The organism is Mesorhizobium sp. M1423, from assembly GCF_040317575.1.
Taxonomy (GTDB): domain Bacteria; phylum Pseudomonadota; class Alphaproteobacteria; order Rhizobiales; family Rhizobiaceae; genus Mesorhizobium.
This window is the reverse complement of sequence record NZ_JAMYKU010000002.1, coordinates 363,170-375,671: the sequence shown is the minus strand read 5'-3', so window position 1 is coordinate 375,671 and position 12,502 is coordinate 363,170. Positions and strand designations below refer to the sequence as shown.

10 protein-coding genes are annotated in these 12,502 nt (G+C 63.0%); 8 read left to right on the top strand and 2 right to left on the bottom strand.

Going from position 1 to position 12,502, the window contains the following annotated elements:
- Positions 1 to 2 precede the first annotated feature (2 nt).
- Entirely contained in the window at positions 3 to 2,138 is a 2,136-nt protein-coding gene (locus tag NKG95_RS04610) for a TonB-dependent hemoglobin/transferrin/lactoferrin family receptor (protein ID WP_353040059.1), read from the bottom strand.
- A gap of 251 nt (positions 2,139 to 2,389) precedes the next feature.
- Between NKG95_RS04610 and NKG95_RS04605 the strand changes: the two genes are divergently transcribed.
- The gene (locus NKG95_RS04605) at positions 2,390 to 3,274 is read left to right on the top strand and encodes a heme/hemin ABC transporter substrate-binding protein (protein ID WP_353040058.1); all 885 of its coding nucleotides are present in this window, start codon (positions 2,390 to 2,392) and stop codon (positions 3,272 to 3,274) included.
- Between the two features lie 63 nt (positions 3,275 to 3,337).
- On the opposite strand, the gene NKG95_RS04600 is transcribed toward NKG95_RS04605, so the two are convergent.
- Positions 3,338 to 4,369 carry a LacI family DNA-binding transcriptional regulator gene (locus tag NKG95_RS04600; protein WP_353040057.1) on the bottom strand — a complete coding sequence of 344 codons (1,032 nt, stop codon included), beginning with the start codon at positions 4,367 to 4,369 and terminating at the stop codon, positions 3,338 to 3,340.
- Between the two features lie 373 nt (positions 4,370 to 4,742).
- Here NKG95_RS04600 and NKG95_RS04595 point away from each other — a divergent pair, with 373 nt between their 5' ends.
- The 7 genes from NKG95_RS04595 (at position 4,743) to NKG95_RS04565 (ending at position 12,492) form a co-directional block, all read left to right on the top strand.
- Positions 4,743 to 6,356, top strand: a complete 1,614-nt coding sequence (locus NKG95_RS04595; protein WP_353040056.1) for an extracellular solute-binding protein — start codon at positions 4,743 to 4,745, stop codon at positions 6,354 to 6,356.
- Between the two features lie 76 nt (positions 6,357 to 6,432).
- The gene (locus NKG95_RS04590; RefSeq protein WP_023721285.1) at positions 6,433 to 7,293 is read left to right on the top strand and encodes a carbohydrate ABC transporter permease; all 861 of its coding nucleotides are present in this window, start codon (positions 6,433 to 6,435) and stop codon (positions 7,291 to 7,293) included.
- Positions 7,290 to 8,249, top strand: coding sequence for a carbohydrate ABC transporter permease (locus tag NKG95_RS04585; RefSeq protein WP_023721284.1), 960 nt, complete (start codon positions 7,290 to 7,292; stop codon positions 8,247 to 8,249). Before NKG95_RS04590 ends, NKG95_RS04585 begins: the two co-directional genes overlap by 4 nt.
- Positions 8,246 to 9,337, top strand: coding sequence for an ABC transporter ATP-binding protein (locus NKG95_RS04580; RefSeq protein WP_353040055.1), 1,092 nt, complete (start codon positions 8,246 to 8,248; stop codon positions 9,335 to 9,337). Before NKG95_RS04585 ends, NKG95_RS04580 begins: the two co-directional genes overlap by 4 nt.
- A gap of 1 nt (position 9,338) precedes the next feature.
- On the top strand, positions 9,339 to 10,412 hold the full coding sequence (locus NKG95_RS04575) for an ABC transporter ATP-binding protein (RefSeq protein ID WP_353040054.1): 1,074 nt from the start codon (positions 9,339 to 9,341) through the stop codon (positions 10,410 to 10,412).
- A 35-nt stretch (positions 10,413 to 10,447) separates the two neighbouring features.
- Positions 10,448 to 11,551 carry a Gfo/Idh/MocA family protein gene (locus NKG95_RS04570; protein ID WP_353040053.1) on the top strand — a complete coding sequence of 368 codons (1,104 nt, stop codon included), beginning with the start codon at positions 10,448 to 10,450 and terminating at the stop codon, positions 11,549 to 11,551.
- 26 nt (positions 11,552 to 11,577) lie between these two features.
- The gene (locus NKG95_RS04565; protein ID WP_353040052.1) at positions 11,578 to 12,492 is read left to right on the top strand and encodes a sugar phosphate isomerase/epimerase family protein; all 915 of its coding nucleotides are present in this window, start codon (positions 11,578 to 11,580) and stop codon (positions 12,490 to 12,492) included.
- The last annotated feature ends 10 nt before the right edge of the window (positions 12,493 to 12,502 follow it).

Here is a 12,502-nt window from a genome sequence, read left to right as displayed (position 1 = left end):
TCTCAACCTCCGATCCTGCCAGTGAGCGCCACCTTGAAGGTGCGGCCCTTGCCCTGTTCCGTCGCCGCCGTCGTCGACCAGGCGCTTTGCGGGTCGGTGTAGGCGGTGTTTAAGACGTTATCGACGCCGAAATCGAGTTCGGCATGGTCGTTGATGCGCCAGTTGGCAAAGACGTTGACCAGGTCGAAGCCTTCATCGACCACGGGCGGCGCGTCGGGGTTGGTGCGGCTTGTCCGGGTGATCTTGCCGACGCTGAGATATTGCGCACCGACGGTGAACTGGTCCTCCAGCATGCGGAAACCGACGGTCGCCGAGAAGCGGTCGAGCGGCGTGTTGTTCAGCGCCTGGCCGGAGTAAACGCCGCTGACGACCTTGGCGTCGATCAGGGCGCCGGCGAGGTTCACGAAACCCCAGCCATAGTCGTAGACGGCCTCGGCCTCGATGCCCTTCAGCCGTGCGTCGCCGATGTTGATCGCCGTGCGCGGCAACACAGTGAGGTCGACGTCGATATAATCTTCGACGGCGGTGTGGAAGACGTTGACCTTGGCACGAAACAGGTCACCCGCGGCCAGCACATCGTCATATCTAAGATTGATCCCGGCTTCCCAGTTCTTCGCCGTTTCGGGCTGCAGAAGCAGGTTGGGCTGGTAGCTGTCGCCGCCGCCATGCGCGCCGCCGCCGCGGTAGACGTCCTGCAGGCCCGGCGCCCGGTAGCCTTCCGAATAGGTGCCGTAAAGCTGGAAACCTTCCAATGGCGTTAACCCGACGGTGAGGCGCGGCGACCAGCGGTCGCCGGAAATCGAGGCTTCCGCCGGCGGCACGGTCTTTGTCTCACCGTCGAGTTGATAGCCGTCATAGCGCATGGCGGCGATGAGCTGCAGCCAGTTCTCATAGTCGCCCTGCCATTGCAGGAAGCCACCATAGCCCTGCTGTTCGCCGGCGCCGAAATGCGCGGCGTCCGACGAAGCCTCCAGATAGTAGTAATCGAGGCCGTAGGTGAGGGCGTGAGCGATCTCCCAGGCATCGAAGCGTGAGGAGTTCTTCAGGTTGAAGCCGCTCGTGGCGACGTCGTAGTAGCGGAAGTTGCCGATCGCCGTTGCCGGCCAGACCTGCGTCTGCTCGGCGCGCGTGCGGTTGTGGTAGGCGTTGACACTGAGGTCGACCAGCTCGTTGTCGTCCGGCCTCCACGTATAGCCAGCCGTGTAGGTCTGGTTGGTCGTGTCGGTGTCGTAGCGGCTCAGCGTCGGCGAGGTCGAGCCGCTCGATCCGGTGATCTGGTCGCTGTAGCGCTGCAGGATCGCGCCGAGCTTGAGCTCGTGGCCGTCGGCGGGCCGCAGGGTCGCCTTCACATAGCCGCTGGTGATGCTCTCTCCGGTCCATGGCACGGTGTCGCCATTGCCATCGGTGTAGCTGTCGCGGTCGCGGTAAATGAGGTTGCCGATGATGTCGGCGTCATCGCTGAAACGGTAGGCGCCGGTGGTGCTGGTGGTGAAGCCGTCGCCATTATCCTCATAGCCCAGCTTCTCGCTCAGCGCCCAGCGTTCCTCCTGCTTGAGGAAATCGCCGGCATCCCTGGTTTCGAAGGAGACGACGCCGCCGATGCCGCCCGAACCATAGGCATTCGAGACCGGGCCGCGAATGACGGTCGCTTCCTTGATCAGTTCCGGCTCGACATAGAATGAGCCCGAGCCGTGGCCGACGCGCCAGTAATCCTGGCGGGCGCCGTCGAGCGTCACCACCACGCGGCCATATTGTTCGAGGCCGCGAATGTTGATGGCGGTCGCCGGATCGTCGCCGTTCATCGAGGCGGCAACGCCGGGCGTGGTGCGGAACATGTCGGCGGCGGTGTCTGGCTGGATGCGTTCGAGTTCTTCCTGATCGACGGCGCTGATGGCGGCCATCGATTCGATGATCGCCGTCTTGATCATCGTCGCCGAGATGGTGATCAGGTCGAGCACGGTCGGCTCGTTCTGCCCAGTTTTAGCCTGCTGGGCGACCTTGACCGGCCGGTCGGCCTTGGCGGCGGCGCCTTTCTTCTCCGGCTCCTGCGCGGCGGCCAGCGGCGGCGCGGCACACAGGCCGAGCGCGAAGGCGAGCGCGGTGCTCGCCATCAAGGTCTTGTTGCTTGTCAGTTTCATGCGTGCAGCCCCCGGAAAAGCAAAGATTGCTGGCGGCGGCCGTTGGCCCTGGCTGGCATGATGGAGAAGCCTCGACACGCGGGCCGGGCAGGGCTATTTATTAAAACATGATTAGAATAGTCAACTTAATTTTACAGGCCGCGACCATGACCGAATTATCTCAAATGGAGCAGCGAAACGGCGGGCTCTGCAGCGGTAGACGGTGGAGGCAGACGCGCTGGTTTCAATTGGGCGGGATGGTGACGGTGCTGATGCTGGCGCTTTCTGCTCTTGCGCCGTCTTGCGGCTTCAAGGCGCTCGCCGCCGAGACGGTTGTCGATGCATCGGGGCGCACCGTCGCGACCGGTCCGGGAACCAGGATCCTGACACTCGGTTCCGATGTTACCGAGATCGTCGATGCGCTGGGTGCCGGCGAGCGGATCATCGCCGTCGATCGCGGCAGCAAATATCCCGCTTCCGCCGCGCAAAAGCCCAATGTCGGCTACCGGCGCCAGTTGTCCGCCGAAGGCTTGGTCGCGCTTCGCCCGGACCTGATCCTGGCGGCCGAAGACAGCGGGCCGCCGGAGGCGATCGAAGTGCTCAAATCGCTGGCGATCCCGCTTGTCCTTGTCCCGGAAGACAACAGTCCTCAAGGCATCGACCACAAGATTACGTTGATTGCCGCCTCGCTCCACCTCGAGGACAATGGCAGGAAGGTTTCAAGGCAAGTGCTCGACGCCTTCCAGGCCGCTACCGACCTCGCCGCGAAAATGCCGGCCGAGCGACGCAAGAAGGTGGTGTTCTTCCACGGCCTCGTGCGGCTGAGTGCTGCCGGTGCGGGCACTGCGGCCGACGCGATCATCCGCTATGCCGGCGGCATCAATCCGATGGCCGTAATGCAGGGCTACAAGGCAGCGTCGGAGGAGAAGCTGATCGAAATGGCGCCCGACGTCATCCTGATGATGAGCGACGGCAAGGGCGGACCCACCGCCGAGCACGTGTTCGCCACGCGCGCGCTGAGCGCCACGCCGGCGGCGAAGGCAAAGGCGCTGATCGTATTGGACGGCGCCTATATGGTCGGCTTTGGCCCGCGCACCGCCGATGCGGTCCGCGACCTGGCGCAGGCGCTGTATCCGGAGACAGCAGGCGCCGACTAAGTCATGAACTTTATGACGTCATGTTCAGTGGGTACTCGCGCCCCATCTGCCCCAAGCTTCCGCTCAGATCTCCGGGATGCTCTCCCTGAAGATCACTTGCAGCCTCGGTTGGTGCAGCTCGTAGGGCAATCCGCGAACCGCATGGGTCAAGGTGTTGAGCGCTTCACGGGCCTCGACGCGCGGGTTCTGGTCGATGACCGCGTCGAGCGTGCCGTCGAGCAAAAGCTCCTTGGTGCCTTCCGTTACCTCATGGCCGAGAAAGACCGTCGACAGTGCCCGCCCGCGTTCCCGTAGCGCGCGGGCGATGCCGGTGTTGCCGGCGCCGACATTGTAGATGGCGGCCAGGTCCGGGTGCCGATCCAGCAGGGCGGAAGCCTCCGAATAGGCCTTTTCCCGATCATCGAGCATTTCGCGCATCTCGACGATCTGCAGATTGGGCGATTCTTCCGTCAGTATGTGGCGGAAGCCCATCTCGCGCTCTTCGTGGCCGCGGTAGGAGAGCGAACCGGCGAACAGCGCGACCTTGCCCGGACGTCCGGCGCCCATGAAGCGGTTGAGCAGGTAGCCGGCGAGCCGGCCGGCGGCGCGGTTGTCGATGCCGATATAGGCAACCCTCGGCACATGCAGGATGTCGGAAGCGATGGTGACGACCTTGACGCCGCTGGCCGAAAGCGAGCGGATCGCCTCGCGGACCGTCGGATGGTCGAGCGCGATCACACCGACGCCTTGCGTCTGCCCGTGCAGTTCCTGCAGCAGACGGGCAAGCCGGTCCGGATTGAAGCCTTCGATGGTGGCGACGCGGACGTCGAGGTCCGGCCGCGACTGCGCCTGCGCCTCGATCTGGCGGTGCAGCATCTTGATGAAGGAATTGGTGCCGGCGGGCAGGGCGAAATCGAGCCGTATAACCTCACCAGGTACCGCGTTGCGCGAGCTCGGATTATTCGAATTTTCAGCGATATAGCCAAGCCGTTGCGCCGTTTCGAGCACGACCTCGCGGGTGCGCGCCCTGACCCCGGCGCGGTTGTTGAGCACACGGTCGACCGTGGCGGCGGAAACGCCGGCTTCCCGGGCTATGTCTGTCAGGGTGGACCGCACTGTCGATCACCTCATTCCAAAATGCGCCAAGGGCGCATCGAGATTACGCATTTCATGGGTCCGCTGTCGAAGCGGCGGCTTCATCGCCAGCCGCGATTCTGATGGGAAATGATGTAACCAGCCTTGGCCAATGCGCAAGCTGCCGCGCTACACCAAAATGCCGAAACGGACCAAAGCGGGGAGGTGGGCAGCCCGGCTCCCTCAAATTCAAGCACCGGCTTCAGTGTGAGTGCCTTGATACACGCCATTCGTCCCCTCTCATGAGATATTATGAGGTGTCTTGATTATTTATGATGTTGACAGGCTTCGTATAGTGCCGTCAATATCCATCATAAGGGCCGTGGAGGAACAAGGCCCTGAGGGAGGAGTTCCAATGTCGAATTTGATCCGCGTGTCGCGGCGCCGTTTGCTGGCGTCCGGTGGAAAGGCGGCAGTCCTTGTTGCTGCCGCAGGTATCGCACCGAAATTCATTCGCCCAAGCCGTGCCTATGCGGCCGATGCCCTGGCGCCCGGCATGATCGGTGGCCCGACGGGCTTCGACGGCTCGGAGCGCTATCAATATGGCGCCGACACGCCCGAGGGCCGCGCCATTGAGGCGGCCAAGGCGATGAAGGGCGCCGGCAAGGCGCCGGCCAAGATCGTGCTTGGCCTGTCCGATGGTTCGATCGGCCAGTTGACGCAGCCGTTTCCGGCCGGTGCGCCGTCGATCAAGGATCTCTGGGAGAAGGAAACCGGTATTCCGCTCGAGATCGTCGGTGTGCCGAACGGCCAGGAATTCACCAAGACGATGCAGGACATCTCCACCAAGGGTGGAGCGTATGACATCTACACGGTCGAATGGAACCGTCTTGGCGACCTCGCCGAGACCGGCGGCATCCTCAAGCTCGACGACTTCGTCGCGCAGTACAAGCCGGAATGGGACGATCCCGAGCGCGGCTATGTCAATGGCGCCAAGGGCGTCTCGCTGCTCAATCAGTATCGCGGCTCGACCTATGGCGTGTCGCTGGATGGCGACTTCCAGACCTGGGTCTACCGCACCGATCTGTTCGGCGACGCAGCCGAGAAGAAGGCCTTCTCCGACAAATACGACTATGAACTGGCGGCGCCGAAGACCTGGAAGCAGCATGACGAGATCGCAGCCTTCTTCCAGCGCCCGGACAAGGGCCTGTTCGGCTCGACCGATCTGCGCAACCAGGGCTGGGGCTATACCAACTGGTATCAGCGTTATGTCTCAATGGCTTCGCCCAATCAGTTCCTGTTCGACGATACCGGCAAGCCGCTGATCAATTCCGAGCAAGGTATTGCGGCGACCAGCGAGTACATCGCGTCGCTTGCGCACCATTCGCCGGATGCGATCTCCTGGGGCTGGCCGGAGCAGTACGGCAATTTCGCCAAGGGCGGCGCGGCCATGACCTGCGCCTTCTCCAATTTGCCGAAATTCCTCGACAATGCCGGCAACAAGGATTCAGCCGTCACCGGCAAGATCGGCTCGATGCTGCCGCCCGGCCGCGAGATCGACGGCAAGCTGGTCAGCAGGTCGGTGCTGTGGCTCAATTTGTCGGCGTCGGTTTCCTCGCAAGCCAAGAATCCGGAGGCCTGCTACCTGTTCCTGCAGTGGCTGGGTTCAAGCCGCATCTACGCCTGGATGACCGCCAATCCGGGCGGCTACTTCGATCCGTTCCGGCTGTCGGATTTCTCCGATCCGCTGGTTCGCCAGACCTATCACGCCTACCACATGGACGTGGTGCGCGAGACGGTCGCCCGCACCGTGCCCACCATCAACTATCCCGGCGCCACCGCCTTCCACAATGCGCTGGACGAGAACCTCGTCGCCGCGCTGACCAAGGCCAAGACAGCAGAGCAGGCGATGGCCGACACCGAGGCCGAGTGGAAGAAGATTGCCCGCCGCACCGGCGAGGAGAAGCTTCTCGAAGCCATCAAGACCAACAAGGAGGCCTGGCCCACCGTTCTCGATCCGATCGCCTGATCCTCCCGGATCTTACCAAAGAGGGCAGGAGTGATTGCTCTTCCCCTCGATAACGAAGGACCAGCAAAGCCGCAAGATGAAGCGTTCAGTTCCTTTCGAGATATTCCGCTATGCCGCGATCTTTGCGGCAATGGCGGTGACGCTGGTGCCGATCCTGTGGATGATGTCGATGGCGTTCAAGCCGATCGCCGAATGGTCGGCGACCGGCGCCGACCTGACCTGGTGGCCGAAGAACCCGACACTCAGCAATTTCCGCTTCGTCTTCGGTGAATCGACCAACAATCTTATCGTCGCGCTCGACCGCACAGCTTTGAAGCCGATCCTGTCGTCGCTGCTGTCGGCCACGTTCGGCACGGCGATCGCCATGTCGGCGGGCACAGCGGCGGCCTACGGGCTGTCGCGCTTCAACTCGGGCCAGAACCTGCCGCTGGCGCTGATCCAGCTTCGCCTGTTTCCGCCGATGGCGGTCATGACCCCGGTGATGATCATGTGGGCCTTCCTCAACTTCACCGACAGCTGGTGGGGGCTGTCGCTGATCTACGGCATCGTCACGCTGCCTTTCGCCTTCTGGCTGATGAAGACCTTCTTCGACGACATGCCGCGCGAGATCGAGGAGGCGGCACTGGTCGAGGGCTGTTCGCGGTGGCGCGTCTTCACCCGCATCACGCTGCCGATGATGCGGGCGCCGCTGGCCAGTGCCGCGCTGTTCGTCTTCATCCTCAACTGGTCGGACTATCTGATTGCGCTGCTTCTGACGACGCGCGAATGGGTCACGGTCCCGGTCTACATGGCCTCGCTGTCCTCCTCGATGACCGGACAGCTCTACGGCGCCAAGGCAGCTCTCGGCCTGATCGCCGCGGTGCCGCCGGTGATCATGGGCATCGCCATCCAGCGTCATCTGGTGCGCGGGCTGACCTTCGGGGCGCTCAAGCAATGAGCTCGGTGACAGCCACAATTTCGGAGGGCGACATGCAAGCCTCCAAGGCGGCGTCGGTGTTGCCGGACGAGGGCGCGCGGCTCGGATTCCGGCTGACCCTGCCGGCGCAGATCCTGGTGCTGTTCATCGCCGTCTTCCCGCTGCTGATGCAGCTCTACATCAGCCTGACCGACTGGTCGCCGCTGTCGGGCACCGGCTGGTGGAATGCCTGGTCGATGTGGAACAGTTTCGCCAATTACACCGACCTTGCCGCGGACGCGCGCTTCTGGAGCGCGCTGAAGCGCACGGCCATCGTCATGATCGTCTGCGTGCCGGCGGAGTTCCTGCTCGGCCTCGCGCTGGCGACGCTGTTTGCCGACGAGTTTCCCGGCAAGCGGATCTTCTATTCGATCCTCTTGATGCCGATGATGGTGGTGCCGGCGGTGGCCGGCTACATGTTCTTCATGCTGTTTCAGTCGGGCGGCCCGGTCAACGACATCCTGTCGGCGATGTCAGGCTTTCCCGTCACCATCGCCTGGCTCTCGGATCCGACGCTGGCGCTGATCGCGGTGATGGTCGCCGACATCTGGCAGTGGACGCCGCTGATGTTCCTGATCCTGCTTGCCGGCCTGGTCGGCGTGCCGGAGGACCAGATCAAGGCGGCGACGCTGCTCGGCGCCAACCCCTGGCAGCGCTTCGTCACCATCGTGCTGCCGAAGATGAAGACGATCATCATCATTGCGCTGGCGATCCGGGTGATCGAGAACTTCAAAATATTCGACACCCTCTACATCATGACCGGCGGCGGTCCCGGGGTCGCTACCGAAACCATCTCCGTTTACATCTACAAGCTCACCACGCAGGACCTGATCTGGGGCTATGTGGCGGCAATCGCGCTGGCCATATTGATCGTGCTGTCCATCGCCGCTGTGTTTGCCATGAAACGCATGGCCCGGGTACGCGAGGTGGCGGCATGAGCACGATCCATCTGCAAAACCTTGTCAAGAAATTTGGCGACTTCACTGCGCTGCAGACGATGGATCTGGCCATTGCCGACGGCGAGTTCATGGCGCTGCTCGGGCCGTCCGGCTGCGGCAAGTCGACGACGATGAACATGATCGCCGGCATGGAAGAGCCGACCGGCGGCAAGATCCTGTTCGGCGAACGCGACATGGCCGGCGTGCCGATGGGGCGGCGCGGCGTCGGCTTCGTCTTCCAGAACTATGCGATCTTCACTCATATGAGCGTGTGGCAGAACCTCGCCTACGGCCCGAAAATGCGCGGCGCACCAAAGGCCGAGATCGACCGCCGCGTCGGCGCCATTGCCGAGATGCTGCAGCTGACGCCGCTGCTCGACCGCAAGGCCGACCGGCTTTCGGTCAACATATTGCAGCGGGTGGCGATTGGCCGTTCGGCGATCATGGAACCGGCGATCTTCCTGCTCGACGAGCCACTGTCCAATGTCGACGCCGCCTTCCGGGCGGTGATGCGGACCGAATTGAAGCAACTGCAGCGGCAGTTCCGGCAGACCATGGTCTACGTCACCCACGATCAGCTCGAAGCGATGACCATGGCCGACCGCATCGCGGTGATGGACCACGGCGTGCTGCAGCAGGTCGGCACGCCACTGGAAGTCTACAACAACCCGGCCAACGTCTTCGTCGCCCGCTTCATCGGTGCGCCGGGCATGAACCTGCTCAAGGGCTGGTTGGCGGAAAGTGACCGTGGCCTGGTCGTCGATCTTGGCCCACTCGGGGCGACGCCGCCGCTGCCGGTCGAGATCGCCGATGCCGCCAGCCGGATGCGCGGCGAGGTGTTTTATGGCTTTCGACCGGAGCAGGTGACGCTGGCCGAAAGCGGCCGTGGCCTCTGCATGCCGGTGAGTTTCGTCGAGCGGATCGGCGCGCGCACCATCATCCATCTTGGCGAGGGAGAGACCGCGGTGAAGGCGGTGTTCGACAATGATGTCGGGCTGGCGATCGGGCAGACAGCCGTCGTCGCGCCTGCGGCGGAGGCGGTGCGCGTCTTCGACGCCGCTACCGGCCTTGCGTTGAGAGCAGGTTGAGATGGCCGATATCGTTTTCCGTAATGTGACAAAACGCTATGGCGGCACGCTGGCTGTCGACGATGCCTCGTTCGCGGTCAACGACAACGAGTTCTTCTGCTTCTTCGGGCCGCCGCTGTCGGGCAAGTCGACGATACTCCGTCTGGTGCTCGGGCTGGAAACCCCGGACACGGGCGAGATCCTGATTGGCGGCAAGCCGGTCAACACGGTGTCGCCGGCGGAGCGCAATGTCGCCATGGTGTTCCAGAATCTGGCGCTGTTCCCGCATATGAGCGCGCGCGACAACATCCGTTTTCCTTTGGTCGAGCGGAAGGTGGCAGAAGCCGAGATCGAAAAACGCGTCGCCGATGTCGCGGCCAAGCTGCATATCAGACATATCCTGCACAAACCGCCGGCGCAGCTTTCCGGCGGTGAGCGGCAGCGCGTCGCGATCGCCCGCGCGCTGGTGCGTGATCCGGCTGCCTATTTGATGGACGATCCGATCTCGGCGCTCGACGCCCGGCTGCGCGAGGAGACGCGCGTCGAGCTCAAGCGCATCCAGCGCGAGCTCGGCAAGACGCTGATCTATGTCACGCACGACCAGGAAGAGGCGATGTCGGTCGCCGACCGCATGGCCATACTGGAGAGCGGCAAGATCAGGCAGATCGGCGCGCCGGCCGAGATCTATGACCGGCCGGCCAGCACCTATGTGGCGCGGCTGCTCGGGTCGCCGATGATGAACATATTGAAGTCGGTGCACGGCGCGGAAGGCGTGGAGGCGGCCGAAGGCACGATCCGCATCGCGGACAAGGCGGCACCGGCCGATGCCGTCGAGATCGGGCTCAGGCCGGAAGACATCAAGGTCAAGGCCTGGTCGGATGGAATCTCGGAGGGGGGCGCGGGCCGCCCGGCGCGAGTGTTCGAGGTCGAGCCGCTCGGCGGCTACACCGTGGTGACGCTCGCCGCCGGGCAGGCGCGCCTGCGGGCGCTGTTGCGCGGCCAGCCGGACATCAGGCCGGACGCGATGGTGGCGATATCCTGCGAGCCGGGCAGGGTGCATTATTTCGGGCAAAGCGGGGAAGCGCTGGCAAGATGACGGCGGCTGCAAGAAACGAGCTTCGGGAGGAACATATGGCAAGCGAAGAAATAGCGGGCAACGGCTTCGAGCCGGACGCTAAAGTCCGCACCAGGGAATACAGGATCGGCTGCGTCGGCGCCGGTATGATCATGGCCGAATGTCACCTTGCCGCCTACAAGGAAGCCGGTTTTCCGGTGGTGGCGATCGCCTCGCGCACCAAGGCCAGCGCCGAGAAGGTCGCCAAGCGCTGGGATATCCCGACCGTCCATAACACGCCGGAACAACTCATCGAGGACAAGAACGTCGAGATCATCGATCTTGCCTTTCCGCCGGACCAGCAGCCGGCGCTGATCCGCCATGCGCTGAACCAAGCACATATCAAGGCGATCCTGGCGCAGAAGCCACTGGCGCTGTCGCTCGATGAAGCCGTCAAACTGCGCGACGAGGCGGCCAAGGCCGGCAAGATCCTCTCGGTCAACCAGAACATGCGTTACGACCAGTCGATGCGCGTCTTGAAGCAGATCATCGACAGCGGCGCGCTCGGCGACATCGTCTTCGCCCAGATCGACATGCATGCGATCCCGCACTGGCAGACCTTCCTCGAGGACTATGACCGGCTGACGCTCGCCAATATGAGCGTCCACCATCTCGACGTACTGCGCTTCCTGTTCGGCGATCCCCTGGAGATCACCACCCTGACCCGCAAGGATCCGCGCACCCGCTTTGATCATTCGGACGGCATCATCGTGTCGACGCTGCGGTTCCCGTCCGGCGTGCTCGCCGTATCGCTGGAGGATGTCTGGTCCGGTCCGCGCCAGGAGGGCTACCAGGACGACCAGCACATCAACTGGCGCGTCGACGGCACCAAGGGTGTCGCCAAAGGCACCATCGGCTGGCCGACGGGCGCTGCGTCGACGCTGACCTACGCCTCGACCGAGACCACCGATGGTCAATGGGTGACACCCAGCTGGGACACGATGTGGTTCCCGCATGCTTTCATCGGCGTCATGGAGCAGCTTCAGCACGCGGTTAAGACGGGCGAGCCGCCAGCGCTGTCCGTCGCGGACAATGTCAAGACCATGGCGCTGGTCGAAGCCGGTTACCGCTCGATCGACAAGGGCCGGACGGTCAAACTTTCTGAAATATCAACTGACTGAATCACTTACAGGGAGGAATTCACACCATGATGCAGGCAGGTATTTTCACGGGTTATTTCCCGTATGGCCTCAAGGAAACCGCGCAGAAGATCCGTGCGCTCGATTTCAACACCGTGCAGCTCGACCTGCATTTTAGGGATATCGACCTATCGTCCGGGCAGATCACCAAGGACAAGGCCAAGACCGTCCGCGACACGTTCCGCGACCACAATCTGCCGATCTGCTGCGTGTCGGGCTACACCAACATCATCCATCCGGACCTGGGCGAGCGCGAGAGGCGCGTCGGCTATTTGAAGGAGATCATCCGCAACGCGCGCCATTTCGGCACCCCTTACGTGATCTCGGAAACCGGTACCTACAACACCGAATCCGACTGGGTGCATCACCCGAAGAACAAGACCGAGGAAGGGTTCGAGGAATGCCGCAAGGTCATCGCCGACCTTGCCCAGACGGCCTATGACCACGGCGCGGTCTTCCTGCTCGAAACCTATGTCAACAATGTCGTCGGCTCGGTCGAGGAGACGGTGAGGATGTTCGCGCAGGTCGACCACCCAGGCCTCGGCCTGTTGATGGACCCGACCAACTATTTCGAAACCCACAATATCGACCGGATGGATCAGATCCTGAACCAGGTGTTCGACACGCTGACCGACAAGATCAAGATCGCCCACGCCAAGGACGTCAAGCGTTCCGGCGGCGACAAGTCGGAGAAGCACGCCGACATTGGCGACGAGGACGCGCTGGAGAGCCACACTTTCCGCGGCGTCGGTGAGATCGAGCTGCCGGCGCCCGGCCTCGGTTCGCTGAATTACGACCTTTATCTCAAGCGGCTGGCCGAAAAGCACCCGAACATCCCGGTCATCATCGAGCATCTTTCGGAAGACGACGTGCCGCGCGCCAAGAAATTCCTCGATGGGAAATTCCGCGCCAACGGACTGTGATGGCGCGGTT

Bases quoted from the DNA above. Each gene is read 5' to 3' on its own strand.
- NKG95_RS04610 (WP_353040059.1), bottom strand. From the start codon at position 2,138: ATGAAACTGACAAGCAACAAGACCTTGATGGCGAGCACCGCGCTCGCC.
- NKG95_RS04605 (WP_353040058.1), top strand. From the start codon at position 2,390: ATGCTGGCGCTTTCTGCTCTTGCGCCGTCTTGCGGCTTCAAGGCGCTC.
- NKG95_RS04595 (WP_353040056.1), top strand. From the start codon at position 4,743: ATGTCGAATTTGATCCGCGTGTCGCGGCGCCGTTTGCTGGCGTCCGGT.
- NKG95_RS04590 (WP_023721285.1), top strand. From the start codon at position 6,433: ATGAAGCGTTCAGTTCCTTTCGAGATATTCCGCTATGCCGCGATCTTT.
- NKG95_RS04585 (WP_023721284.1), top strand. From the start codon at position 7,290: ATGAGCTCGGTGACAGCCACAATTTCGGAGGGCGACATGCAAGCCTCC.
- NKG95_RS04580 (WP_353040055.1), top strand. From the start codon at position 8,246: ATGAGCACGATCCATCTGCAAAACCTTGTCAAGAAATTTGGCGACTTC.
- NKG95_RS04575 (WP_353040054.1), top strand. From the start codon at position 9,339: ATGGCCGATATCGTTTTCCGTAATGTGACAAAACGCTATGGCGGCACG.
- NKG95_RS04570 (WP_353040053.1), top strand. From the start codon at position 10,448: ATGGCAAGCGAAGAAATAGCGGGCAACGGCTTCGAGCCGGACGCTAAA.
- NKG95_RS04565 (WP_353040052.1), top strand. From the start codon at position 11,578: ATGATGCAGGCAGGTATTTTCACGGGTTATTTCCCGTATGGCCTCAAG.